Genomic DNA, 26,364 nt, shown 5'->3' with positions numbered 1-26,364 from the left:
TTGATAGTTTAAATTTAAAAAAGCCTTGCAGGGATTTACCCACAAGGCTATAAATTTAAGCTTTTGGACCAGCTTTGGCGTACTCAACGCCCTCTTTTACATCTTCATAGCGTTTGAAATTTTCAACAAACATTTTAGCAAGCTTGTCGCGTGAAATATTGTACTCAGCTGGGTGCGTCCATGTATTTATTGGATTTAGCAGTTTTGTCTCGACACCATCTAGCTCTTTTGGGATAGCAAAGTTAAATTTATCAAAATTTTCAAATTCGCATTTTGTGATGCTGCCATCAAGGATCGCATTTATGCAAGCACGTGTTGCTTTTATGCTCATACGCTTGCCAACGCCGTAAGCACCGCCGCTCCAGCCTGTATTTACAAGATAGACATTAACGCCGTGTTTATCGATCTTCTCACCAAGTAGTTTTGCATAGACAGTTGGGTGAAGCGGCATAAATGGCTCGCCAAAGCAAGCACTAAAAGTAGCGACTGGCTCGGTGATACCGCGCTCTGTGCCAGCAACTTTTGCTGTGTAGCCACTTAAGAAATAATACATCGCCTGCTCTTTTGTCAGCTTTGCAACTGGAGGAAGCACGCCAAAAGCGTCAGCGCTTAAAAAGATGATATTTTTTGGATGGCCAGCGCTTGAGCTTGGCTCGTAGTTATCGATGTGATAGATCGGATAGCTCACGCGTGTGTTTTCAGTCTTTGAGCCATCTTTATAATCAACCACGCCGTTTTCGTCAGCCACGACGTTTTCAAGTAGCGCATCACGCCTGATCGCTGCGTAAATTTCTGGCTCGCTGCTCGGATCAAGGTTGATACATTTTGCATAGCAGCCACCCTCAAAGTTAAATACCCCATCATCGTCCCAGCCGTGCTCGTCATCGCCTATTAGTTTGCGTTTTGGATCGGTTGAAAGTGTCGTTTTACCAGTGCCAGATAGGCCAAAAAATAGCGCCGTATCGCCCTTTTCGCCTACGTTTGCAGAGCAGTGCATGCTTAGCTTGCCCTCAAGTGGCAACCAGTAGTTCATCATAGAAAAAATGCCTTTTTTCATCTCGCCACCGTACCATGTGCCACCGATCACTGCGACATTTTCCTCGACGTTAAAGATGACAAAGACGTCTGAGTGTAGTCCATCAGCCTTGTAGTCCTCATTTTTTGTCTTGCAAGCGTTATATACTACAAAGTCAGGCTCAAATTTAGCCAACTCCGCTTCACTTGGGCGGATGAACATATTTTTTACAAAGTGCGCTTGCCACGCTACTTCAGTGACAAAGCGGACTGATTTTTGGCTCTTTTTGCTAGCTCCACAAAATGCATCTTGGATGAAAATTTCTTTGCCACTTAGCTGCTCTTTTGCTTTTTTAAGAAGCTTGTCAAAGAGCTCTTTTGTGATAGGCTGATTTATCTTTCCCCAAGCGATGTATTTTTGGCTTGGATCTTGCTTGACAAAGTACTTGTCTTTTGGGCTTCTGCCTGTAAAAATCCCAGTATCAACCATAAATGTGCCGTTACTTGAGACTCTGCCCTCATTGTTTGCCTTTTCAAGCTCAAAAAGCTCGTCGTAGCTTAGATTGTGATTTATCTTTTTGATCTCTTTTAGACCTAGCTCGTCTAGTTTATTTATCATGTTGTTTCCTTTTAAATTTTCGTTTCTTTATAAATTCTGACCTAAAAGTCATCAAAATGTTAATCAAATTTCGCTTAACACTATCTTTTTAAAAGTGGCAAATTTATTTAAATTTAGCCACCACTTGATTGTTTGCGACACTTTGACCTTTGCTAACCTCGATAGAGCCTATGACGCCATCTTTTGGGGCCTTAACCTCTATCTCCATCTTCATCGCTTCAAGCACGACTATGGCCTGACCTTTTTTGACATGGTCTCCTGCGCTTACTAAAATTTTATGCACAGCGCCTGGCAAGCTTGCGACGATGTCATTTTCTGTTGCGCCTGCTGCTGCGCTTTTGGCACTTTTTACACTCTTGCCTTCAACTTCAGTGATCGATTTTACTTGGATGCTGTCGTTAAAGCCTTCGCTTACTTCGACATTGTAGCGGCTGCCATTTACGACGACACTATATCTGCCGCTTTGAGTTTGTCTGCCCTCGTTTGCTTTGGCATTTGGATCGATTTTTCTTACATTTACTTTGGCTTCACCTTTTAAGAACGCGATGCCCTTTTCTTTACAAGCTGCTGCAATAAAGACGTTTTCTTCGGTAACCTTGATCTTATTTTGTTTTAAAATTTCTTTTACATGTGCAAGTGACTTGCTCTCATCTTTATCAGCTATATCAACTGCGTGTTTTGTAGTTGGTTTTAGTCCTAGTTGCTCGCTAGCAAGCTTAATGATCTCTTTATCAGGCGTAACTGGGGTCTTACCAAAGTAGCCAAGCACCATTTTGCCGTATCCCTCAGCGATCTTTTTCCACTTGCCAAACATTACATTATTAAATGCTTGTTGGAAGTAAAACTGGCTAACAGGAGTTACTGAAGTGCCGTATCCGCCCTTTTGCACCACTTCACGCATCGCAAGGATGACCTCTGGGAATTTATCTAAGATGTTGTTATCTCTCATCATCTGGGTATTTGCAGTGAGCGCGCCACCAGGCATCGGTGAAAATGGTATTAGAGGGCTTACTTGCACAGCTTCAGGCGGTAAGAAATACTCTTTTAAACAATCATTCAAAACACTTTCATATTTTAAAATTTTCTCCACGTCAAGGCCGCCAAGATCGTAGTTTTTACCTTTTACTGCGTGAAGCATGGTTAGGATATCTGGCTGACTTGTACCACCACTTACTGGGCTTGCGGCTAGATCTATGCCATCGACACCAGCTTCAAGCGCTGCAAGATAGCAAGCCACGCTTACGCCTGCAGTTTCATGCGTGTGAAGTCTGATATGAGTTTTTTCTGGTAACAATTTTCTAGCCATTTTTATGGTTTCATAGACCTTTTGTGGGCTGCTTGTACCACTTGCATCTTTGAAGCAAACGCTGTGATAAGGAATATTTGCATCTAAAATTTCTCTTAAAATTTTCTCATAAAATTTAACATCATGAGCTCCCACACAGCCACTAGGCAAATCCATCATAGTAACGACGACTTCGTGTTTTAGCCCGTGATGAGCGATCCTCTCGCCTGAATATTTTAAATTTTCAACATCATTTAGTGCGTCAAAATTTCTAATAGTAGTAGTTCCATGTTTTTTGAAAAGTTTTGCGTGAAGGTCGATCAGCTCGCGGCTACCAGTGTCAAGGGTGACGGTATTTACGCCCCTGCTTAGGGTTTGAAGATTTGCTTTTGGTCCTACGATGCTTCTAAATTTATCCATCATCGCAAAAGCGTCTTCATTTAGGTAAAAATAAAGGCTTTGAAACCTCGCTCCTCCGCCAAATTCAAAATGCTCTATGCCAGCCTCTTTGGCTGCTTCAAGCGCGGGCAAAAAGTCGTTCATAAGCACTCTGGCGCCATAAGCTGACTGAAAGCCATCTCTAAAGGTCGTATCCATAACATCGATAAATTTCTTTGCCATATTTCACCTCATTAAATTTATAAATTTACTAAAAAGCGGTCATAAAAAATGGCTAAGTTGGGCAGAAACTCAAATTAGCCATTTTGCTTGTTTTTGGTATTTTACAACCAAAAACTTTTATATCATTTAAAAAGTGAGAGTAAGAAGTTAAATAATCCGCCGTGGCTCGCATCTAGCACCGGCTTTATCTCCATCAAAAAGACACAGAAAAAGACCAAAACTGCCACTTGGATGATGATGTAAGGCACTACACCTTTATAAATAGCAGCTGTTTTTATCTCAGCAGGTGCGACTGATCTTAAGAAAAATAGACTAAATCCAAATGGCGGCGTCAAGAATGAAGTTTGTAAATTCATAGCAACCAAGATCGCTAGATAGACTGGGTTTATGCCAAGTTTTGCAGCGATTGGCACCAAGATAGGAAGCACGATATATGAAATTTCAACAAAATCGATAAAAAAGCCAAGCACAAAGATAACAGCCATACTAAAGATGATAAAGCCCCACTTCTCGCCTGGTAAATTTGTCATGAAATTTTCAACTATCTCATCGCCTCCAGTGTAGCTAAAGACCATAGAAAAGGCAGTCGCACCAACAAGTATGGCAAAGACTAGAGCTGTCGTTTTTACGCTCTCAGCCAAAGCCTCTTTCATCATAGAAAAAGAAAATGTCCTATAAAATATTGCTAAGATGATAGCTCCCACACAGCCAAATGCTGAGCTTTCAGTTGGTGTAGCAATACCTGCAAAAATGGATCCTAGCACACAAATAACTAGCAAAAGTGGAGGAAAGATCGCAATTAGCGCTCTAACAATCTGCTTAAATTTACTAACGCCACTCTCATCTTTTACGATAGGAGCGACCTCTGGTTTAAGATAAGCAACTATCAAAATATAAACTATATAAACCCCAACTAGCGTAAGTCCTGGCACAATGGCTTGGTGAAAAAGCTCGCCAACTGGCACTGAAAAGATATCGCCCAAGATGATAAGCACGATAGAAGGAGGGATGATCTGACCAAGCGTACCAGCAGCACATATCGTACCACAACCAAGGGATTGATCGTATTTATACTTTAGCATTACAGGTAAGCTTATAACGCCCATAGCAACGACGCTAGCTCCTACGACGCCAGTTGATGCTGCAAGAAGCGCACCAACCAAAATGGTGCTTATCGCGATACCGCCTCTGATTTCTCCAAAGAGCATACCCATACTCTCAAGCAGTCTCTCAGCTAGCTTTGACTTTTGAAGCACGACGCCCATAAAGACAAAGAGTGGAACTGCTATAAAAATTCTACTCTCCATGATAGAGAAAATTCTATAAGGCATGAAGTTAAACATATCTTTAAATACTTCTATACTGCCGAGTAGTCCATCGCCATCGCTAAGGCTCTCTACAACGCTGCCAACCATGCCAAATATCATCGCGACCGCACCAAAGGTAAATGCCACTGGAAAGCCAATGCCAAGCATCAATAGTGCAGCTATAAACATTATCAAACCAGCCATTATTCCCCCTTTTTAGCTTTTTTATAAAGGTTAAAATTTCTTATAAAAAAGCCAATCGCAAAAAATACAAGCACATAAAATGAAACAGGGATCATCGCTTTTATGATCCATCTGTGAGTAAGGCCGCCTGGATCTGCGCTAGCCTCTGCTGAGCTATAAGCATCTCCTACAAATCCAAATGATAAATTTGAAACCAAAAGCGCAAATGGTATGACAAAAAATACAGTGCCAAGCATATTTACAAGGGCTTTGTTTTTTGGCGAAAATTTAGCATAAAAGATATCAACTCTGACGTGCGCGTCCTCTTTTAGAGCATAGCTCATGCCAAGTAGAAATATCACAGCAAAAAAGTGCCACTCAAGCTCCTGAAATGCAACGTTGCCGTAGGAGAAAAAGTATCTTGCCACAACGTTAAAAAATACGTCTATTATCATCAAAGCCATAATAAACATACAAATATAGCCGACTATATCGCCAGCTTTGTCAAAAAATCTCTCAATCTTATCCATTAAAAACCTTTAATAGTTCATTTATCATGATAATGAGCACACAAACTGGTGCTACATATCTTAGTAAAAAATACCATGCATTAAATACAAAATCGCTCATATATGGGCTAAATAGCACATATAAAGCATCTCTTTTCATAAAATATCCAACAAATATCGCTCCGCCGATACCACTAATTGGTAGCAAAATATTTGAAGCGGTAAAATCTAGGAAGTCAAAGAAATTTTTACCAAAGAGCATAAATTTATCGCCAACATTTTCTATATTTGATAAAAGGCATAAAAATCCCACTATGAAAATCCCAGCTCCAACTATGCTAAGAGCCTTTCTTCTACTCATGCCATACTCTCTGATCAAGAAAAATACAAATGGCTCAACGATAGAAATAGCTGAAGTGATACCAGCAAAGATAAGTGCAGCAAAAAATGCCACCGCTAAAATTTGACCTATCACACCAAGCTTAGCAAAGAGCGTTGGTAGCGAGATAAAGACAAGTCCTGGTCCTTGAGACGGAGTAGCTCCAAATTCAAATATAAAGGTAAAAATAACTAGACCTATCATGATAGCAAGAGCGATATTTATAAAGACGATACTTAGCGTTGAAGTGGCTAAATTTGTATCATCGCTTAGGCTAGCTGAATAAGTAATGATCGCTGCCATACCAAGAGATAGCGTCCAAAATGCAAGTCCAAGAGCCAGCAAGAGTGAGTTAAATGAAATTTTACTAAAGTCAGGGATGAGCAAAAACTCGGCTGATTTAGAAAAGCCATCCATCGTCATAGAAAATATAAGCATGATCAAAACCATGATAAATAGGCTTGGCATCATCCAAACATTTAGCTTCTCTATGCCGCTTTTTACGCCTTTTGAAAGGATGTAAAAGCAAGCTGCAAATGCTATAACAAAATAAAGCGTCTGCTCTCCAAGACCATGTGTCAAAAGATCGTTAAATATCACTTTTGAGCTATCTATATCACTTGGCAAGCCAGAAAAAGATAGGACAAAATACTTAAACACCCAGCCTATTATCACGATGTAATATGATGAGATGATGGCTGCTGTGACCATGGCTAAAATTCCAACCAGCTGCCATAAATTTTTATTTTTAGCTGCTAGCTTTCTAAAAGCATTTACACTGTCGCTCTCGCTAAGCTTACCGATACTAAGCTCTGCCATAAAGATAGGCACGCCGACTAGAAAAGTTATCAAAAGATATAGGATAATAAACGCCGAACCGCCGTTTTCACCAACCATGTATGGAAATTTCCATGCATTGCCAAGTCCGACAGCCGATCCAGCGACTGCTAGGACATAGCCTATTTTAGAAAATTGTTCTTTTGCCATTATGAGATCTCCCTTATTAGCACCACTAAGACTAAAATAGGTGCTACAAACCTTATTAAAAAATACCAAATTTTAAATATAACCTTGCCCATATAAGGCACAAATAGCTCTTTTAAAAGCTCAAATTTCATAAAGTAGCCAACAAATATTGCAAACAAGATGCCACCAAGTGGAAGCATGATGTTTGAGCTAAGGTAATCAAGCAAGTCAAAAAAGCTCTTACCAAAAAATGTAAGTGCATCTTTAAATTCGCTTGTGCCACTTAATGCACATAAAATTCCTAAAATATAAACCACACAAGCAACGATTAGGATCGATTTGTTTCTACTAAATTTTAGGCTTTTGCTTAAGAAAAATATAAATGGCTCAACCATCGAGATAACCGAGGTGATGCCAGCAAAAAATAGTGATATAAAAAATGTAAATGCCAAGAAATTTCCAAGCAAGCCAAGCTTAGCAAATAGCGTCGGTAGCGAGATAAAAGCAAGTCCTGCGCCTTTTGATGGCTCTGAGCCAAACTCAAATGTAAATGTAAATACGATAAGGCCGATGATGACGCTTATTATGATGTTCGCAAAGACGACATAGAGCGAAGAGGTAAATAAATTTGTATCATCACTTAGACTTGATGAGTAAGTAAGTATGCAGCCGATACCAACGCACATCGTAAAAAAGGCAAGTCCAAGAGCGTTTAAAACAGCTGCTTGATCTATCTTTGAAAAATCAGGCACTAGTAGAAATTTAGCCGCTTTATCAAAGCCCTCCATGCCAAAAGAGTAGCCAAGCATAAGCAAAAGCAGGATAAAAAGAGCTGGTATAAGATAGACATTTATGCGCTCGATGCCGCTTTTTACGCCTTTTGTAAGGATGAAAAAGTAGGCAAAAAATGCAATACTAAAGTATAAAATTTGCTCACCTATGCCATTTGAAGTGAAATTTACAAAAAGCGTCTCTGAGCTTGCCATATCTTTAGGTAGCTCGCCAAAGCTTAAAATGACGTATTTTAAAACCCAGCCAATGATGAGCGTGTAAAAAGAGGCGATAAATAGTCCAGTCACCATGATAATACCGGCAAATTTCCAAGAATTTGCCCCTTTTGTAGCTAGGCTTTTAAACGCTCCAACAGTATCAAGACGTGAAATTTTACCCATCGCCATCTCAGCAAAAAATATGCTAAGACCAACAGCAAAGGCAAAAAATAGATATATAAGGATAAATGCCGAACCGCCGTTGCTGCCGACCATGTATGGAAATTTCCATGCGTTGCCAAGGCCGATAGCCGCTCCAATTATCGATAAGACAAAGCCAATTTTACTAAATCTCTCTGCCATTATTTACCTGCCATCTGGTAGATCATTATCGCACAAATGGCAACTGGCACGACATATCTTAAGAAAAAGTACCAAATTTCAAAAAATGCTCTTCCCATAAAATCACCAAAGAGCAGATACAAACTCTCTTTTTTAAGTTTATAACCAACAAAAAAGCTAAATACGATAGCGCCTATTGGCATCATGATATTTGATGTGAGAAAGTCAAGCGCGTCAAAAAACGGCTTACCACAAATGCTAAAAGCACTTGATGTGTCTGAATAATATGAAAGTATGCAAAAGATGCCCAAGATATAGACAAAAGCGCCGATGTAAAGAAGCGCCATTTTTCTTGAAATTTCAAATTTCCTAACCAAATAATAAGCAAAAGGCTCGATCATCGAAACCGCGCTCGTAATACCAGCAAACAATAACGATACGAAAAATGCGACCGCCATAACGTTGCCAACCATGCCAAGCTTTGCAAAAAGTGTGACAAGCGAGATAAAGATAAGGCCCGGACCACTCGCCGTGCTATCAGCCCCATAAGCAAATATAAAGGTAAATACGACAAGTCCCATCATAATACCTATTAAGATGTTTATAAAGATAATAGAGAGCGTTGATTTTATTAAATTTGTCTTCTCTGGTAAATTTGCAGCGTATGTCGGTATGACGCCAACGCCCATAGATAGTGAGAAAAACGCAAGGCCGAGAGCCTGTAAGACAACATCTGGCGTGATCGCACTAAAATTTGGCACAAATAAAAATTTAGCCGCCTTCACAAAGCCATCACCCATGCTAAGCGCGTAAAAAAGCATGCAAACTAGCAAGACAAAAAGGCTTGGCATCATCCATATATTTAGCTTTTCTATGCCACTTTTTACGCCTTTTGAAACGGCAAAAAATACCATTAAAAAAACTAAGCTAAAGCAAAGCACGGCACTGCTTAGATCATTTGACAAAAGCGTGTTAAACTGCTCGCCTGCCGCTTTTGTATCAGATAAAAGTGGCGAAAAACTAAGATAGATATACTTTAAAATCCAGCCAATAACAACCATATAAAATGAAGCTATAAGTATCGCGCCGATCATGAAAAAGCCAGATAATGACCAAGCTTTTTTGTTTTTTGGAGCGAGCTTATAAAGAGAGCTTACGATGTCGCTTTCGCCAAGTTTGCCGATGCTAAGCTCCGCTAAAAACGCCACAAACGCGATAGCAAATGTAAGAAGCAAATATAAAATTATAAATGCCGAACCGCCGTTATTTCCCACCATAGTAGGAAATTTCCATGCATTGCCAAGACCCACAGCAGAACCAGCCATCGCAAGGACAAAGCCTATCTTCGAAAATTTCTCGTTTATCATTGAAAACCTAAGATTAAGAATAAATTAAATTCTTTCAAAGATAGCATAAAAAAACTTTCATTTTTCTAAGCCAAGAATTTTTTATAGGCAATTTAAAATTTTAGTGTTTTTATTTGAAACAAAGTTTTGTTTTTGTAATATTACGGCTCATAAAGTTTAAGTAGGGGACAGATCCGAAAGAGCTTTAAAATTTTAAAGGAGCAACGATGAAAAAGATCGTGTTTTTAATTCTTGGTCTTGCTGCATTCGCATTTGGTGCCGACGGCGAGATGATCAGATCATATTCAGTTATCGCTGGCGGTATCGGCCTTGGCCTTGCAGCTCTTGGCGGTGCTATAGGTATGGGTAACACAGCTGCTGCAACTATCAGCGGAACAGCTAGAAACCCAGGTGTAGGTAGCAAACTTATGACTACAATGTTTATCGCTCTTGCGATGATCGAAGCACAAGTTATCTACGCACTTGTTATTACACTTATCGTTCTTTACGCAAACCCAATGCTTGGCTAAGCGTAAAGCTTAAATTTAGCCCCTCTTTTGGGGCTTTTGTTCTTTTTTGCGATCATGGTGGAATTGGTAGACACGCTATCTTGAGGGGGTAGTGCCGCTAGGTGTGCGAGTTCGAGTCTCGCTGATCGCACCATCTTATCTCTCTTTCTAAATCAAAATCTTAAATTTCTAAGCTATAAAAAAGGAAAATTTTATGTTAGACAAAAGACTTGCTTTAAAACAATTGCAAAATGAAGCAGACGATGCCGCTATATACTCACTTCTTGAAGCTAGCGAAAAAGTCGAAGAGAACAAAAAGGTACTTCGCAAATTAATCACCGAAGAGAGACGCCACTATGCTTTTTGTCAAAAGATAACTGGCGAGAGCAGAAGTGCAAATTTATTCAAAGTCATCTTCTATACGATACTTGTTAAAATTTTTGGCACATCTTTTACTCTAAAATTTATGGAGTCACGCGAAGAAAATGCTGAGAAATTTTATCTTGACATAGTAGATGAATATCCTGAAGCTCGTGATATTTACGAAGAGGAGATGAACCACGAAAATAGTCTAATCTCAATGTTAAAAGACACAAAGCTCGTAAATGCTGGTGGCATCGTGCTTGGCATGAATGATGCTTTAGTTGAGCTAACAGGCACACTTAGCGGCATCGCGCTTGCCTTTTCAAATACAAAATCAGTTGGCGCAACAGGCCTTATCATGGGCGTGGCAGCTGCACTCTCTATGGCTGGCTCAGCATATCTCGAGTCAAAAGAAAATCCAAGCGACGAAATCAAACCACTTACCTACTCGCTCTACACAGGCGGTTCATACATCATAACAACGGCATTTTTGATACTTCCATTTTTCATCTTTACAAGCGGTCTTTACGCCGTCTTGTCGATGTTTTTCTTTGCGCTGGTTGCCATCATCACTTACAACTTTTATATAAGTGTGGCAAAGGAGCTTAAATTTTTACCAAGAGTGATTGAGATGTGTGTGATAACTTTTGGCGTTGCGATAATATCTTTTGGCATCGGCTTTTTGGTTAAACACTATTTTGGACTAGATATTTAATCCAAAATTTCATACCAAGTGTAACTATCGTCCCCAAAATTCCCACTAAAAAGTGGTTTTAAATTTAGATCAAGGCTCAAATTTTCACCAATTTTGAAATTTGAGCTTTGATAGATAAGTAGCCACTTTACATTTGCTAGCTTGCCCTCTTTTGCAAGTTTTAAAAACTCGCCAGCTCCTTCAAACATGCAAAGTCCTTTTAAATTTAGCTCTTTTTGAATGCTAACTTTGCGATTTGGCACACTAAAAAGTGGCAATGTTTTATCAAATTTATCGCCTCTTGAGTAGATTATGACGTCTGGGTTTTTGCCATTTTTTATAAGTCTGGTATCGAGCCTTGGTCGGTCTGTCCGCACTGTGTTGCCACCGATCACCAATGTATCTATTACGCTTCTTAGTTTATGCACATGTGTGCGACTAAGCTCATTTGTGATGATGCCACCACTTGCCACGCCGTTTTTACTAATGGCGATTTTTAAAAAGCTAAATCCACCATTTTGATATGCTAAAAATGGCTTAAGTAGCTTATCGCAGCGCTCTTTTAAAATGCCAAATTTAACTTTCACTCCAGCGCTTTTAAGTAAATTAGCGCCGCCACTTGCTATTTTATTTTCATCGTGGCTGCCAATTATAACCTCACCAAAACCAAGCTCTTTTAGTAAATTTGCACAAGGTGGCGTTTTACCGTGATGTGAGCAAGGCTCAAGAGTGACATAGGCTTTTGCATTTTTTAGTAAATTTGAGTGGTTGTTTAGTATAAATTCGTAGGTAAATTTTGGCTCTAAAAGGCCAAATTCGCCCTCTTTTATATTAGAGCTAAATTTAGCGTTATACGCTTTTATAAAATCATCTTTAAATTTTTCACTTTTTTTGCAAAGCGCAAAGAGTATCGCTGTCGGTTCAGCGTGTAAATATCCAGCCTTTTCATGAGCCTTGCAAGATAAAATTTGCCCATTTTCATCAAGGACAAGGCATCCAACGGCTGGATTTGGATAGGTCAGGATCTGAAATTTCCAAGCCTCACTTAAAGCAAGGCCCATGTAAAATTCGTCGTTCATCCATGCCTCTTTAAAAAACACACCAGCCTTTGCCAGTGTGTTTTCTTAAATTTACGACAAGCCGTCGATCTTGCCGTCTGCGTCTATCCTCATATTGACCGCAGCTGGCACTTTTGGAAGTCCTGGCATCAGCATGATCTTACCGCAAACCGCGACGATAAAGCCAGCTCCCGTTCTAATGTCAAGGTCTTTTACACTAAAAGTAAAGCCCTTTGCTCTACCCAAAAGCTTCGCATCGTCGCTAAATGAATACTGCGTTTTTGCGATACAAACTGGCAAATGGCTTAAATTTAGCTCTTTTATCATCTCAAGCTTTTTAAGAGCAGCCTCTTCAAAGACCACCTCGCCAGCTCCATAAATTTCTTTAGCGACCTTTTCTATTTTAGTTTTCGTATCGTCGCTCATCTCGTAGGTGAAATTTATCTTGCTTGGCTTATCACACGCCTTTAAAACTAGCTCGGCAAGCTCAAGCGCGCCTTTGCCGCCTTTTAAGAAATTCTCGCAAACTGCCACTTCTACGCCAAGCTCACGGCAGTACTCTTTTACAAAATTTATCTCTTCATCAGTGTCAAAGCCAAATTTATTAAGCGCCACAACTACGTTTTGACCAAATTTACCTTTTAAATTTTCGATGTGGCCGCCAAGGTTTTCGATACCTTTTTTAAGGGCATTCATATCTGGTTTTGTGATCTCGTCTTTATTTGCTTCGCCGTTATATTTTAGCGATCTGATCGTGCTTACAAGCACCACAGCGCTTGGTTTAATCTCAGCAACCCTGCATTTTATATCTAAAAATTTCTCCGCGCCAAGCTCCGAGCCAAAGCCAGCTTCAGTGATGACGTAGTCGGCTAAATTTAGAGCTGTTTTTGTTGCGATGACTGAGTTGCAGCCATGTGCGATGTTTGCAAATGGGCCACCATGCACGAGCGTAGGTGTGTGTTCTAGTGTTTGAAATAAATTTGGCTTGATCGCATCTTTTAAAAGTATGCAAACAGCGTCTTGGCAGCCTAGATCACGCACATAGATAGGCTTTTTATCGCTATCGTAAGCAACCATGATGTTTGCCACGCGCTCTTTTAGATCAGAAAGGCTTGTTGCCAGACAAAGCACAGCCATGATCTCGCTTGCAGCGGTTATATTAAAGCCATCTTCTCTTGGCACGCCATCAGTCCTGCCGCCCTGACCAACGGTGATAAATCTTAGCGCGCGGTCGTTCATATCCATACAGCGCTTCCATAAAATTTTCTCGATTTTTAGTGGATTTTCTTGATAAAGGCTATTATCTATCATCGCTGAAATGAGGTTATTTGCCGATGTTATCGCGTGAAAATCGCCAGTAAAGTGTAAATTTAGATCCTCCATCGGCGCAAGCTGCGAATAGCCGCCACCTGCTGCTCCGCCCTTTATGCCAAAAACTGGCCCAAGAGATGGCTCACGAAGTGCTAGACAGACCTTTTTATTAAGTAAATTTAGTGCGTCGGCTAGACCTATCGACATAGTCGTTTTGCCCTCGCCGTATGGGGTTGGATTAGTCGCGGTGACTAAGATAAGCCTTGAGTTTGATGGCTCAAGTCTAGGGGAAATTTTAGCCTTAAATTTGCCGTAAAGCTCAAGCTCGTCTTCGTTTAAGCCTAGTCTTGCGGCAACTTTACTGATGTGTTCAAGTTTCGTTTGGTGAGTTATCTCGATGTCGCTTAGCATTTTACCACTCCAAATATGTTTTTGCTTTTTTTATCTCACTGATGTTGATCTCAAAAATTCCCTCTTCGTTTTCTACTGCGATGCTCTCTTCGTCCGCTTTTACAAGCCTTCCTGCAAATTTCTCAGCCTCGGTTTGAACTTTAACTAGCTCACCAACGCTCGCTTTAAAATGAGATGGCTTACTAAGCTTTCTCTCAAGGCCAGGTGAGCTAACCTCAAGGTTATAATCCCCGCTAACTGGCGGTGTCACGTCAAAGATAGGCGAGAGTAGACGGCTCACTTTTTCGCAGTCATCAAGGCTCACTCCGCCATCTTTTGTGATATAAACTCTAAAAATAGCCCTGCCATTTTCATTTGCGATCTCGCTGTCGTAAAGCTCAACGCCGCATTCGCGTACTAGTTTGTCTAAATTATCCATTTTTGTTTAAATCCTTTGAAATTTTATCAAACAACTTATCCATATGGTTTTGATACTCTAATCTATCATCAAATTTAAAGTGAAAATTTGGACATCTATACCAGCCCTCAGCCGCCATGCAGTGGTTTTGCAAGTGCCTGCAAACGCGCTTTAGATGCCCCAAAATATACTCTTGCTCGCGCTCGTCAAACATCATCTTGTCAAGATAGACAAAGGCGTCGTATCTGCCCTTTTTGCACTCGACATCAGTGACGCAAAGTCCCTTTAAAATGCTATCTTCAAGAGTGGCTAGAGCCTCTGGTATGAGCTCTTTTAGCACACTCTCTGTTCTCATACGCTTTATTTCGTTAGCGTTCATAGAGTAGCTTTCTCCTTGACTTCTTTGAAGCTTTCGATGTAATCATTTTCTCTAATGTCGTTAAAATTCTCGATGCCAACGCCACACTCGTAGCCTTTTGCAACCTCTTTGACGTCATCTTTGAAGCGTTTTAGCGAGCTAACTAAGCCCTCATAAACGACCACACCTTCTCTAATAAGGCGAATTTTTGCCCCTCTGTTTATCGTGCCCTCAGTGACGATACATCCAGCGATAGTGCCAACCTTTGGCACGTGGATCACTTGGCGAACCTGAGCTTGACCAAGCTGCTCTTCTCTGATGATCGGCGACATTAGTCCGCCTAAAATCGCCTTCACATCGTCGATTAGATTATAAATAACATTGTAAGTTTTTATCTCGACGCCGCTCTCTTTTGCCTTCTCTTTTATCTCGCCAGTTGGCCTTATGTTAAAGCCAAGAATGATACAATCGTTACTTGCGCTTGCAAGTGCAACGTCGCTTTGCGTGATGCCGCCAACACCTGAGTGGATCACATTTACTCTGATCTCGTCATTTGCTAGTTTTTCTAGGCTTGCTTTTAGCGCCTCAAGCGAGCCGCCAACGTCAGCTTTGATGATGACTGGAAGTGTTTTTAGCTCACCCTCAGCGATCTTGGCGCTAAGCTCATCGATACTAACTTTCGTGCTCTTGCTAAGCTCTTTTTGGCGGATATATTCAGCCTTTTTCTGTGCGTATTCACGAGCCTCTTTATCAGTTTTTACGCCTATTAGCGTCTCGCCAGCCTCTGCTATCTCGCTAAGGCCTACTATCACACCACATTCGCCTGGTTTTATCTCTTTTAATGCCCTACCCTGATCATCAAGCAAGCTTCTTATCTTACCGTATGCAACGCCTGCTACGACTGTGTCTCCGACATGAAGCGTACCGTTTTCAACGATGATGGTAGCTACTGGACCACGGCCTTTTTGAAGTGAGCTCTCGATGACAGTAGCTTTTGCATTTGCCTTTGGATTTGCCTTTAGCTCCAAAAGATCAGCTTGTAAAAGCACGATCTCAAGTAGATCATCTATGCCCATGCCTGTTTTTGCAGAGATCGGCACAAATTCATACTTGCCACCCCACTCTGTTGGCATGATGTCAAGCTCAGCAAGACCAGTTTTTACTAGATCAGGATTTGCTGACTCTTTATCCATTTTGTTTATAGCGATGATTATTGGCACGCCAGCGGCTTTTGCGTGGCTAACTGCCTCTTTTGTCTGTGGTTTTACACCGTCATCTGCTGCAACAACGATGATAACTATATCAGTTACACCAGCACCCCTTGCACGCATAGCTGTAAATGCCTCGTGGCCTGGAGTGTCGATAAATGTGATGTTTCTGCCATTTTTATTTACCATATAAGCGCCCACGTGCTGAGTGATGCCACCAGCCTCGCCTGCTGCTACGCGAGACTTTCTTATGTAGTCAAGTAGTGAGGTTTTGCCGTGGTCGACGTGACCCATAATGGTTATGACTGGTGCTCTTGGCTGGAGATTTTCATCATCTTTTATCTCCTCCTCGTAGGCTGCTACGTAGTCAAATTCTTTTTGATCGTCAATGATATTTACCTCGACATTAAACTCATCGGCCAAAATTTCTATCGCATCCTCATCCAAAAAGTCGTTTTTAGTTGTCATCATACCAAGCATAAATAGCTTACCTATGACCTCGCTTGGCTGTTTATTTAGCTTTTCAGCAAATTCATAAACACGAATTTCTTTTGGGATATTTATCGAAGTTACAGCTTCGCTATTTTGTTTATTTTCAGGCTTTTTGTGTTTTTTTCTAGCTCTTCTTTGTATGCCACCCTCGCCAAATGAATTTATCGTGTTATTGACGGTTGTCTTCATCGCACTTGGCTGTTTTGTCCTTTGCATCGGAGCTGGAGCTGGGGTCTTAAAGCTAAAATCAGGTAGCACTACCACGTCTTCATCTTCAAGCACGATGTCACCAAAGTCGCTTCCGCCAAGCAAGTCCATCTTCTCAGCGCTATCTTTTTTGCTTACAACTGCTACTTTTTTCTCTTTTTTCTTTTTTCTAGCCAAATTTTCATCGCTAGCAGAGAACATACTCTTAAAATCACTAATGTTAGTAACAGCCGCCTCGGCCTTTTTCTCCTCTTTTACAGGAGCTGGCGCCTCGTAATCTTTTTTCTTTTTAACTATCACAAGGCCGCGTCTTTTTTGGGTCACATCAGCCAAGCTCTCTTTTGGCTTTGGCGCTTCAGCTGGCTTTTGCTCGACCTTTACAGGCTCTTCTTTTTTAGGCTCAGCTTTAGGTTTTTCCTCTGAAATTTGAACCTCTTTTTTAGGCTCTGCTTTTACCTTTTCAGATTTTGGTTCAGCCTTAGTAGCTGCCTTTTTAGGCTCATTTTTAGGCTTTTCTTCTTTTTTTGATGGCTCTTTTTCCGCCTCTTTTTTAGACTCTTTTTTTGCCTTTGGCTCGCTCTTTTTCTTTTTAAATTTATCTGGTATTACGCCAGTTTGAACGTATTCATATATTGCTTCAGCCTCTTCAAGGCTCACAGCATTTGAGTGAGTTTTGACCTTTAGGCCTAGTTCTTGAGCTTTTTCTACTATCTCTTTACTTGGGTAGCCAAGCTCATTTGCGATCTCTGAAATCCTAACATTGCTCATTTAAGAGTATCTCCTTTAACTTCGGTGCGTCAAGTCCGAGGGCACCTTTAGTTTGTTTATCAATTATTTTTTTTAAAATTTTGTCGTCTTTTTGCAAACAGCCATCACATAGATAAAAACTGCGACCGTTTCCTTTGCCGCACTCTAAATTCTTGCCTACCAAGCGGTATCTTTTTAGCAAGTTTTGAGAAAATTTAACTTTGCAAGCGACGCATGTCCTTACTGGATTATTTTTATTCATTATACCTTTTTAAACTTGTTTTTAGCTTTGCGTAATTTCGTATCCATCGTTATCAAATGAAAAAATTTCCACTCTAAAATCATTAAATTTACTCTTTAAAACATCTTGTAAATTTTTAGCGTCATCTTTATAAGCGATATTTAAAAAGCTTGAGCCTGAGCCTGAAAGCGTGCTCATTAGCGCTCCATTTTCATAGGCTACCTTTCGCACCTCAAAAAGCTCCTCTAAAGCGCTCATTCTGCGCTCTTCGTGCATCATATCTTCACTTGCTACCTTTAAAAGATCATACCTTTTTTCATAAAAACAAGATGTTAAAAATGCAGCGTGAGAGAGGTTATTTACGCACTCTTTCATGGTGTAGTTTTTTGGCAAAATTTGTCTTGATGATGCCGTACTCATCGGCTTATTTGGGATGACAACAACCGTTTTTATATCATCGCTTAAATTTATTTTATTTGCATAAACATTGCCATTTTTTACGATAGCACTGATAAATCCACCGTGAACTGCTGGCGAGATATTATCTGGATGGGTTTCATAGATGATCGCTTTATTTAAAACGACGCTTTTGCTAGCCTTAAATCCAGCCATCTCGTAAGCTGAAGCTATGGCTCCAACGATCACTGCAGAGCTGCTACCAAGTCCTCTTGAAAATGGGATATTGTTTTCAAAAACTATTCTGAAGTTTTCATTTTTGCCAGTTAACTCTAAAAAAATTTCATTGAAAATACTTAGAAAAATGTTGTTTCTTTTTAAATTTACACTATCGCTTCCCTCGCCATTTATCGAGACCGAGCTAAATTTAGATGGTTCGATCTTTACGCTATTAAAAAGCTTTAAACTAAGCCCCAAAGCGTCAAAACCTGGTCCTAAATTTGCACTTGTGGCAGGGATTAAGATATTCAAATTTTCTCCTAAACAGCTTGGATGATATAATCTGGAAGTGTATCTGAATTTAGTTTTAATTCATCTAAATTTAAAGGCAACACAAATCTCACTGGCTCAACTTTTTCAAGTGAAATTTCACCCTCTTTTAGCACAAAACTTAAATTTTTATTTGCCCTGATCGCTTGACCGCCATTTAGACTAAAGCCACTAACTGCGTAAAACTCACAGCCCTTTGCCAAAGAAAAAGTCTTTAAGATAATGTAGGCCACCTTTAGTCCCATAAAACTGCCTGGTGTGTTTGCGTATATGATCTTTGTGATATTAAATTTAGAGGATAAATTTTCTAGGATTTTTATTAGAGCTTCGCTGACATGCTCGTCAGTTGTGATCTCATCAAATTTTACGCCATCTTTATAGACTCCAACTAAAAGCGGAGTCGATAAAGAGACTACAAAAATTTCAATATTTTTTATGCAAATACCTTTTGATACTCTTTTAAAAGCTCGCCACTAAGCGTTGCGATCTCATAATTTTTCTCATCTGCCATTAAAGCAAGCGTTAGTTTGTGATTTAGATCGTGACTACCAGCAAATGCTGTGTAATCCCCAAGCAATGGTGCTCCAAGCAAGCTTAAATCGCCAACTGCATCTAAAATTTTATGCCTTACAAACTCATTTTCAAATCTCAAACCCTCTGGATTTAAAATATGTGTATCATCGATAGCCACGGCGTTATCAAGCGATGCACCAAGGGCTAAATTTTGAGCTTGCAAGCGTTGCAAATCTTTTAAAAAGCCAAAAGTTCTAGCACGAGCGATATTTTTTACAAATGAGCTCTTGCTAAATTCAAAAACATATCTTTGCTCGCCGATAACTGGGTGGTCAAATTTGATCGTATAGTCAAATTTTGGATTTCTTGAAGGCGAAGTTCGCACAAATTTTGACCCCTCAACCACCTCGACCTCGCGGCGGACAAGGATGACTTTTTTACCAGCGTCAAGATGTCTTATACCAGCTTCATCAAGCAACATACAAAAGCTTATCGCACTGCCGTCCATGACAGGAATTTCATTTGCATCAACTGAAATTCTAATATTATCAATGCCATATCCATTTACAGCTGCCATTAGGTGCTCTATCGTGCTGATAAAGCCCTTTTCGTTGCCAACGACGGTTGCCATTTGCGTATTTATAACGTTTTTAGGCTCAGCTTTAAAACTAATACCAAGATCTTCGCGGTGCAAAATAATACCTGAATTTGCATCAAGAGGTTCTAGTATAAGTCTTATCGGCTCACCCTTATGAAGCCCTATACCAACGGTCTCAACGCGTCTTGCGATAGTAGTTTGTTTCAAAAATTTTCCTTATATTTTTTTGTTCGCTTATGATAGCACTAAAAAATCAAATTTGCAAATTTAATTCTTATCTATCATCGCCTTTGCGGCATCCAAGACACTTGTCACATTGTCTTTTATCCACTTTTTATCCATCCATTGTTGAGGCCTTACCTCTTCGCCTTGGACCAAAATTCCAAAGTGAAGGTGATCTCCAAGCGCAAGACCGCTCGTTCCAGTTGTGCCTATTTGATCTCCAGCAGCAACCATGTCACCCTCTTTTACCTTAGCACTTGAGCAGTGACCGTAAAGTGAGTAAAGTCCAAATCCATGATCGATCACAATATTTAAACCATAAATTCCATTCTCAGAAGCTAGCACAACGCGACCTGCATTGCTGGCTATTATCGGAGCTGATGCCACGCTTGCAAAATCTATACCCATGTGCCATGACTCACTTACTTGCTCGTTATTATATGTATAGAAGCGGTGATCGGCAAAATCAGCTACTTTTTTGCCATTTCTAAGCGGGTAAAATGGGATGATATTAAAGCTATTCGTGATTTCAGTATCGACGTTTGAAGTAAGTGCTGTTATCTTCTCTTCGTTTGAATTTCTTAGTGTTTCATTGACAAATTTCATCTTCTCAAGCCTTGAAAGAGCGTTTGGATCTTTGGCGTATTGATCTGTTAGATCAACGATCTTTCCGTCTAAAAATCTATCATTTAAAGCAATAGTTGAAGTTTTGTATTTTACATTTTCATAAAAATATCTCACGTGAGATTTGCTCTCATTGCCTGCAAAGTCTCTTGCGATGACCTCAGCGCTAAAGTTTTCAACCTGTACTGGCCAAGCTACAAGTGCTGCGTAAAAGCCCTCTTTGTAAAATGGCACAGCCTTAAATTTCTTACCAAAATTTGTCTGGACATAGACCTCTTTTAGCTGATTATCAGTCGCTCTAAAGACGACAACTGCACTACCGCCTTTTGAGATAGAGTAAGACTGAGAAAGCACGTAAAGATCAGGCTTAGAGGTATCAAGTACGACTTCAACTTTTTTACTTGCTTTATTGCCTGTAAAAAAGCCCCATTTGCTAGTATCGACCGCTTCTATGCTCATCTCATAAGTATCTTTTTGGGCGAAAAAGCCAGTTTTTGGGAAGGTTAAATTTACATCAAGCTCAGTGCTTGGATTTTGTATGATTTGATTTAGTAAATTTAGGTCATTTTTGCCGTCATTTATGCTAATGCGCACAAATTTTATGCCGCTGTCATCTTTAAATTTGATATTCATAGGCGAGCGAAGGTTCCAATAAACCTTATCAGCAACGCCGATAATTGGCTCATTTCGCTCAAAGTCTTTCGACATCAAAGCATAGCCAAAGCCACCAGCCAATATCAAAACAAGTAAAACTACAACAATACCAAAACCGCCTATTCCACGTCTATACATATATTATTACCTTAAATTTTATTTGCGAAATTTTACATTTTATCAATAAATTTTTAGTTAATTACAAAATTTCTCTTACAGCCCTAGCTTCGCTCATCCAGTCAAAAAGCTCGTCCCAGCGCTCATCTTTTATGATATCTTTGCACAAATTTAGCTCTTTTTCAAACATATTTATCGCTGCAACGACATTATTTTTATTTTGCTTAAAGATATCACTCCACATAAATGGCGAACTCTTTGCGACACGTATCATGCCCTTAAATGTCGGCCCTCCAAGTGCAACGATGTGCCTTTTATCCTCTTCTTTTAAGATCCCGCTAGCAAGCGAAAATGCAATAGCGTGAGGCAGATGTGAGATAAGACCCACGTGGTGATCATGCTCTTTTGCGCTCATGAAAATGATCTTCATACAAAGGCAAGAAAATAGCTCAACGCTTCTTTTTACATGTTTTTCTGCGCTCTCAGCAAAGTCGCAAACTATGACAGTAGCCCCTGTGTAAAGTGACTTAAAGGCAGCCTCTGGACCAGAGTACTCGGTACCTGCCATCGGGTGAGCTGGGATGAAATTTTTACGAATTTTTTCTGGCACGGCTTCTATTATCTTTTGCTTTGTCGAGCCAAAATCAATGATCGTCGTATCTTCGCTAATGTCGGTTAAATTTTGAACGATGCTCACGATGGCTTCGACTGGCACAGCCAAAAAGATGATGTCACACTTCTTTTTCATCTCATCGATGCTTAAAATTTCATGTACCAAGCCAAGTTCGAGCGCTTTTTTGCTGTGATTTTCATCTTTATCATATCCGCTGACACATGAAATTAATTTTTCATCTTTTAACGCAAGACCAAGCGAGCCACCCATAAGACCAAGTCCGATGATACCTATTTTCATAAAAAACCTTTAAAATTATAAAATTTAAATTTTTTAAAAATAAAATATGGTATTATACGCACTTATACTAAAACTCTAGGTTAAATTTAATGAAAAAGAAATTATTTTTACTAGCACTAGCTTTAAGCGGTCTAAATGCACAAACAATTCAGTCAATAAATTTCAAAGGTCTAATCCACCTTTCACCTGATGTAGCCACTCAGATAATGGGGCTAAAAGTCGGTCAAGAGCTAACGCCAAAGCTTAGCGACAAGGCTATCACAAATTTATACAAGCAAAATTATTTTGATGATATCTACATAGAAGATACAGGTAATGGCAATCTTTTAGTAAAAGTAAAAGAGAAGCCAAGCGTGGCTAGAGTCGATCTAAAGGGCGTTGTGACAAACGACAAAACTGCGATCGAATCGCTAATCAACATAAAACCTGGCAATATGTATGATGAGCTAACTATCGAAAAAACAAAAGAGAGAATTCGCCAGTACTACGAGTCAAAGGGCTACTTTGACACAGTTGTAGATGTAGAAAAACAGCCAGTTGCAGACAACGACAGCTCACTTTTCATCACTCTAAACATCAACCGCGGCGAAAATATGATAATCAAAAAGGTAAATTTAGTCGGTGCAAAAGAGTTTGACTATGATGATATCGAGCCAGTAGTTGCAAACAAAAGTAGAGAATTTATGGGCTGGCTTTGGGGCAGAAACGACGGAAAAGTTAAACTTTTCGAGCTTGAAAATGACCCAGCAAGGATTCAAGATAAATATTTTCAGAAAGGCTATTTAGACGCGACTGTTTCATCACCTTATCTAAATGCGTCATTTGATAACTACACAGCTGATCTTACATACTATATCCACGAGGGAGAGCCTTATAAGGTTTCAAATGTAAGCATCACAGCACCTGAAGAGCTAGGACTTGATACTAAAAAGATTATAGATGACTTTAGACTTGAAGCTGGCGATACGATGAACTCAGCAAGACTTCGTCAAGACATGAAAAAGCTTGACGATATGGTCGCTGACAAGGGTTATGCATTTGTCAAAGTCTATCCAAAGACTGATAAATTTGATGAAAATAAAACAGTTGATATCGACTACGAAGTTGATCCGGGCGAAAAAGTATATATAAGAAATGTTCAAATTTCAGGCAATGATAGAACAGTTGATCGTGTCGTAAGACGTGAGCTATATCTAACTGAGGGAAATTTATATAGTAGAACCGACCTTCAAGACTCAAAAGATGCACTAAAAAGAACAAGCTACTTTGATGATGTAGAGATAGAAGAAGATCCGGTTGATAAAAACACAGTCGATCTAAAAGTAAAAGTAAAAGAGGCCTCAACTGGCTCGATAAGTGGCGGTATCGGATACGGAAGTAGTGATGGCTTGCTACTAAACGCTGCACTTTCTGACACAAACATCTTTGGCTCTGGTCTTCAAGGACAAGTAAGCGTTGATAAGAGTGATAGAGAGCTTTCAGGTCAGATAAGTCTTACAAATCCAAGAATTTTTGACTCAGAGTATAGCCTTGGCGGAACACTCTATGCAAACGACTATGACTGGAGAACATATAAAGAGAGAAGCTATGGCTTTAGCACAACGCTTGGTAGAAAATTAACCAGAAATTTAAGTGCATCACTTACTTATAACATCGAGCAAAGTAAAGTTACTCTAAAAGACGATGAGCTAAGAGATATAAATAGATACACAGGCAAAGAAATTTATAGAGAAGGCAAGGCTATAAAAAGTGCTATAACCCCAGCTTTAACATATAATAGCACTGATGATTACTACTTGCCAAGACGCGGTATCATAGCTAGCACATCATTTGAGATAGCAGGACTTGGTGGTGATATGGATTTTGTTAAAAACCGCACAAATTTCAACTACTATCTAGGTCTTAGAGAATACATCGACTACGATCTTATCTTAAGATATAAAGCAAGCTTTGGCAAAATTTGGGAGAGAGGCTATACTCCGATCAACGAAAGGCTTTACCTTGGTGGTATAAGAAGCTTACGTGGTTATGAGAGCAGAACCGTATCTCCAAAAGTAAAATATAATGGCGACTACTATGAATACGGCGGCGAAACATCATTTAACAACTCAGTTGAGATGAGCTTCCCTATAATAGAGCGTGTCAAAATGCGTGGTGTTGTATTTTATGACTATGGTATGATCGGCGAAAATAGTCTAAATGAGATAAAAAGATCATCAGTTGGTACTGGTATCGAGTGGATAACACCTATCGGACCACTTCAACTAATCTTCGCAAAAGCTCTTAAACCTAAAGAGGGCGATGATACAAATACATTTGAATTTACTATCGGAAGACGCTTCTAATAAGATACTTTTAAGGGGCTAGTTTGCCCCTTAAATCCCCCACAAACAAACAAACTTTAAGTCATATAAGAAAAAGCAAGGCTAACATTAGATATAATCCCACAATTTTTAATATAAGTGGGTAAAAAGATGAATTTCTCAGACATTTTTTCAAAGATAAGAAAAGCTCAACCTCGTCCAGAAGAAGCACCTACACACTGGGTAAAATGCGACAACTGTCACTCACTGATGTATTACAAAGAAGTTGAAGCTTGTTTTAATGTATGCCCAAAATGCGGCTATCACATGAGATTAAAAGCTGATGATCGCATAAATTTGATCTGCGATGAAGGTAGCTTTGTAGAATTTGACGCAAATTTAAAACCAGTAGATCCTTTAAATTTTGTCGATAAAAAATCATACAAAAAAAGAATCACAGAAAATAAAGAAAAAACAGGACGCACAAGCTCAGTGATATGTGGCGAAGGCAAATGCAACGGACAAGAGATCCAGCTAGTTGTTTTTGACTTTGGCTTCATGGGCGGCTCACTAGCTTCAGTCGAGGGCGAAAAGATCGTAAGAGCGATAAAACGCGCGATCGAAAAACGCCAAGCCTTAATCATCGTAAGCGCATCTGGTGGCGCTAGAATGCAAGAAAGCACATTTTCTTTGATGCAGATGTCAAAGACTTCAGCAGCCCTAAAACTTCTTGATAGAGCAAGGCTCCCATATATTTCTATCCTTACAGATCCTACGATGGGCGGCGTTAGCGCATCATTTGCATGGCTTGGAGATCTAATAATCGCTGAACCTGGCGCACTAATAGGCTTTGCAGGACAAAGGGTCATCAAACAAACCATAGGCGCTGATCTCCCAGAGGGCTTTCAAAGGGCTGAATTTTTGCTTGAGCATGGCCTCATAGATGACATCGTGCCAAGAAGCGAGCACAAAAAATATATAAGCGATATGGTTAAATTTCTTACAAATAACAAAGCTATGATCTCTAAAAGCGAAGTGACAACTGGAAACGAAGCTGGCTTTGAGCTAAAGCTAAAAACCAAAGGGTAAGTTTGGAAATTTCGGTTTTTAGCATTCAAAAATCATCGCGTGACAACTTTGAAAACGAGATACAAGAATATATAAAAATGAGTGCAAAATTTGCCAAGATAAACGATAAAATCATATTTAATGAAAAGATAGCAAAGGCTCAAAGTAGTGGCAGAAGCGATGCGCTAAGAGCTTATGATGAAATTTACGAGCCAAATTTAAAAGGCTTTTGCGTGATGCTTGATGAAAATGGCTCACAGCTTGACAGCCAAGAATTTGCTCAAATTTTAAACTCAAATTCACAAATCAATTTTTTTATAGGTGGAGCTTATGGGCTTAGCCAAAATCTAAAAAACAAGGCACAAAAAGTCGTAAGCTTAAGCAAGATGACTATGGCGCACAAAGTCGCCAAGCTCGTACTTTTTGAGCAAATTTTTAGAGGGCTTTGCATAAATGCAAACCACCCATATCACAAATAAAGGAATATAAAATGACTCAAAACGAGCTAAATTTTTTCAAAAAGCTACTTGAGGAGCGAAAATTACAAATCAAAAAAAATATTTATGACTCATCAGTTGAAGTAAGCGGTTTAAGAGATAGTGGCGTAAGCGATGAATTTGACATCGCCTCAGTAAATACCGACCAGCTTATAGAGCAGTCTATCTCAACCCAGCAAAGAGCCGAGCTAATGGAGATCGACGAGGCGCTTGAGAAGATAGCAAACAAGACTTATGGAATTTGCGACATGTGCGAAGAGGAGATCGGCGTCCCTCGCCTAAAAGTAAAACCGCATGCAAAATACTGCATAGCTTGTCGTGAGATAATAGAAAAAACAGCAAAAAACTAAGGAG

The 26,364-nt window shown here is 39.7% G+C and carries 24 protein-coding genes and 1 tRNA gene; 7 read left to right on the top strand and 18 right to left on the bottom strand.

Going from position 1 to position 26,364, the window contains the following annotated elements; genetic code table 11:
• Positions 1 to 55: 55 nt before the first annotated feature.
• The 7 genes from pckA to MTT09_RS02885 all read right to left on the bottom strand — a co-directional run bounded on the left by pckA (position 56) and on the right by MTT09_RS02885 (position 9,581).
• Entirely contained in the window at positions 56 to 1,630 is a 1,575-nt protein-coding gene (pckA, locus tag MTT09_RS02915) for a phosphoenolpyruvate carboxykinase (ATP) (RefSeq protein ID WP_201741731.1), read from the bottom strand.
• 106 nt (positions 1,631 to 1,736) lie between these two features.
• The gene (locus MTT09_RS02910; protein ID WP_429802459.1) at positions 1,737 to 3,539 is read right to left on the bottom strand and encodes a biotin/lipoyl-containing protein; all 1,803 of its coding nucleotides are present in this window, start codon (positions 3,537 to 3,539) and stop codon (positions 1,737 to 1,739) included.
• Between the two features lie 122 nt (positions 3,540 to 3,661).
• Entirely contained in the window at positions 3,662 to 5,050 is a 1,389-nt protein-coding gene (locus MTT09_RS02905) for a TRAP transporter large permease (protein WP_429802457.1), read from the bottom strand.
• The gene (locus MTT09_RS02900; RefSeq protein ID WP_103590069.1) at positions 5,050 to 5,559 is read right to left on the bottom strand and encodes a TRAP transporter small permease subunit; all 510 of its coding nucleotides are present in this window, start codon (positions 5,557 to 5,559) and stop codon (positions 5,050 to 5,052) included. The genes MTT09_RS02905 and MTT09_RS02900 overlap by 1 nt, the downstream gene beginning before the upstream one ends.
• A complete protein-coding gene (locus tag MTT09_RS02895) occupies positions 5,552 to 6,904 on the bottom strand; it encodes a sodium-dependent transporter (RefSeq protein ID WP_004317243.1) in 1,353 nt (450 codons plus the stop codon). The genes MTT09_RS02900 and MTT09_RS02895 overlap by 8 nt, the downstream gene beginning before the upstream one ends.
• The gene (locus MTT09_RS02890; protein WP_429802454.1) at positions 6,904 to 8,235 is read right to left on the bottom strand and encodes a sodium-dependent transporter; all 1,332 of its coding nucleotides are present in this window, start codon (positions 8,233 to 8,235) and stop codon (positions 6,904 to 6,906) included. The genes MTT09_RS02895 and MTT09_RS02890 overlap by 1 nt, the downstream gene beginning before the upstream one ends.
• The gene (locus MTT09_RS02885) at positions 8,235 to 9,581 is read right to left on the bottom strand and encodes a sodium-dependent transporter (RefSeq protein ID WP_429802452.1); all 1,347 of its coding nucleotides are present in this window, start codon (positions 9,579 to 9,581) and stop codon (positions 8,235 to 8,237) included. Before MTT09_RS02885 ends, MTT09_RS02890 begins: the two co-directional genes overlap by 1 nt.
• 206 nt (positions 9,582 to 9,787) lie before the next feature.
• Here MTT09_RS02885 and MTT09_RS02880 point away from each other — a divergent pair, with 206 nt between their 5' ends.
• From MTT09_RS02880 to MTT09_RS02870, 3 genes are all read left to right on the top strand, one after another.
• Positions 9,788 to 10,090, top strand: a complete 303-nt coding sequence (locus MTT09_RS02880) for a F0F1 ATP synthase subunit C (protein WP_004317263.1) — start codon at positions 9,788 to 9,790, stop codon at positions 10,088 to 10,090.
• Positions 10,091 to 10,138: 48 nt separating this feature from the next.
• Positions 10,139 to 10,223: transfer RNA gene (locus tag MTT09_RS02875), tRNA-Leu, on the top strand.
• Positions 10,224 to 10,283: 60 nt separating this feature from the next.
• A complete protein-coding gene (locus MTT09_RS02870; RefSeq protein ID WP_148823275.1) occupies positions 10,284 to 11,147 on the top strand; it encodes a VIT1/CCC1 transporter family protein in 864 nt (287 codons plus the stop codon).
• Here MTT09_RS02870 and ribD read toward each other — a convergent pair.
• The 11 genes from ribD to MTT09_RS02815 all read right to left on the bottom strand — a co-directional run bounded on the left by ribD (position 11,144) and on the right by MTT09_RS02815 (position 22,142).
• Positions 11,144 to 12,205, bottom strand: coding sequence for a bifunctional diaminohydroxyphosphoribosylaminopyrimidine deaminase/5-amino-6-(5-phosphoribosylamino)uracil reductase RibD (gene ribD, locus MTT09_RS02865; protein WP_103609157.1), 1,062 nt, complete (start codon positions 12,203 to 12,205; stop codon positions 11,144 to 11,146). The genes MTT09_RS02870 and ribD overlap by 4 nt on opposite strands.
• A 51-nt stretch (positions 12,206 to 12,256) precedes the next feature.
• On the bottom strand, positions 12,257 to 13,906 hold the full coding sequence (locus tag MTT09_RS02860; RefSeq protein ID WP_429802449.1) for a formate--tetrahydrofolate ligase: 1,650 nt from the start codon (positions 13,904 to 13,906) through the stop codon (positions 12,257 to 12,259).
• A 1-nt stretch (position 13,907) separates the two neighbouring features.
• Positions 13,908 to 14,324, bottom strand: a complete 417-nt coding sequence (gene rimP, locus MTT09_RS02855) for a ribosome maturation factor RimP (protein WP_021089627.1) — start codon at positions 14,322 to 14,324, stop codon at positions 13,908 to 13,910.
• A complete protein-coding gene (gene rbfA / locus MTT09_RS02850; RefSeq protein WP_004317240.1) occupies positions 14,317 to 14,682 on the bottom strand; it encodes a 30S ribosome-binding factor RbfA in 366 nt (121 codons plus the stop codon). Before rbfA ends, rimP begins: the two co-directional genes overlap by 8 nt.
• Positions 14,679 to 17,336, bottom strand: a complete 2,658-nt coding sequence (gene infB, locus MTT09_RS02845) for a translation initiation factor IF-2 (RefSeq protein ID WP_429802447.1) — start codon at positions 17,334 to 17,336, stop codon at positions 14,679 to 14,681. Before infB ends, rbfA begins: the two co-directional genes overlap by 4 nt.
• Positions 17,323 to 17,577 carry a hypothetical protein gene (locus MTT09_RS02840; protein ID WP_021085774.1) on the bottom strand — a complete coding sequence of 85 codons (255 nt, stop codon included), beginning with the start codon at positions 17,575 to 17,577 and terminating at the stop codon, positions 17,323 to 17,325. Before MTT09_RS02840 ends, infB begins: the two co-directional genes overlap by 14 nt.
• Positions 17,578 to 17,598: 21 nt before the next feature.
• Positions 17,599 to 18,483, bottom strand: coding sequence for a homoserine kinase (gene thrB / locus MTT09_RS02835; RefSeq protein ID WP_429802445.1), 885 nt, complete (start codon positions 18,481 to 18,483; stop codon positions 17,599 to 17,601).
• 8 nt (positions 18,484 to 18,491) lie between these two features.
• Complete coding sequence (locus tag MTT09_RS02830; RefSeq protein WP_429803701.1) at positions 18,492 to 18,854, bottom strand: glycoprotease; 363 nt, start codon at positions 18,852 to 18,854, stop codon at positions 18,492 to 18,494.
• Positions 18,855 to 18,934: 80 nt separating this feature from the next.
• On the bottom strand, positions 18,935 to 19,819 hold the full coding sequence (gene lpxC, locus MTT09_RS02825) for a UDP-3-O-acyl-N-acetylglucosamine deacetylase (protein ID WP_004317248.1): 885 nt from the start codon (positions 19,817 to 19,819) through the stop codon (positions 18,935 to 18,937).
• Positions 19,820 to 19,879: 60 nt separating this feature from the next.
• Positions 19,880 to 21,250 (bottom strand): M23 family metallopeptidase, encoded by a 1,371-nt coding sequence (locus MTT09_RS02820; RefSeq protein ID WP_429802443.1) that lies wholly within the window; start codon positions 21,248 to 21,250, stop codon positions 19,880 to 19,882.
• A gap of 61 nt (positions 21,251 to 21,311) precedes the next feature.
• A complete protein-coding gene (locus MTT09_RS02815; RefSeq protein ID WP_103569826.1) occupies positions 21,312 to 22,142 on the bottom strand; it encodes a prephenate dehydrogenase in 831 nt (276 codons plus the stop codon).
• 89 nt (positions 22,143 to 22,231) lie between these two features.
• On the opposite strand from MTT09_RS02815, the gene bamA reads away from it, so the two are divergent.
• From bamA to dksA, 4 genes are all read left to right on the top strand, one after another.
• Positions 22,232 to 24,487, top strand: a complete 2,256-nt coding sequence (bamA, locus tag MTT09_RS02810; RefSeq protein ID WP_012001352.1) for an outer membrane protein assembly factor BamA — start codon at positions 22,232 to 22,234, stop codon at positions 24,485 to 24,487.
• Between the two features lie 129 nt (positions 24,488 to 24,616).
• Positions 24,617 to 25,534, top strand: coding sequence for an acetyl-CoA carboxylase, carboxyltransferase subunit beta (gene accD, locus MTT09_RS02805; protein ID WP_429803700.1), 918 nt, complete (start codon positions 24,617 to 24,619; stop codon positions 25,532 to 25,534).
• 2 nt (positions 25,535 to 25,536) lie between these two features.
• Positions 25,537 to 25,992, top strand: a complete 456-nt coding sequence (locus tag MTT09_RS02800; RefSeq protein WP_009294328.1) for a 23S rRNA (pseudouridine(1915)-N(3))-methyltransferase RlmH — start codon at positions 25,537 to 25,539, stop codon at positions 25,990 to 25,992.
• A gap of 11 nt (positions 25,993 to 26,003) precedes the next feature.
• Positions 26,004 to 26,360 (top strand): RNA polymerase-binding protein DksA, encoded by a 357-nt coding sequence (dksA, locus tag MTT09_RS02795; protein ID WP_103645666.1) that lies wholly within the window; start codon positions 26,004 to 26,006, stop codon positions 26,358 to 26,360.
• Positions 26,361 to 26,364 lie beyond the last annotated feature (4 nt).

It is taken from the genome of Campylobacter concisus (genome assembly GCF_050447505.1).
In the GTDB taxonomy this organism is placed as follows: domain Bacteria; phylum Campylobacterota; class Campylobacteria; order Campylobacterales; family Campylobacteraceae; genus Campylobacter_A; species Campylobacter_A concisus_BP.
This window is presented reverse-complemented; position numbering and strand designations above follow the sequence as displayed.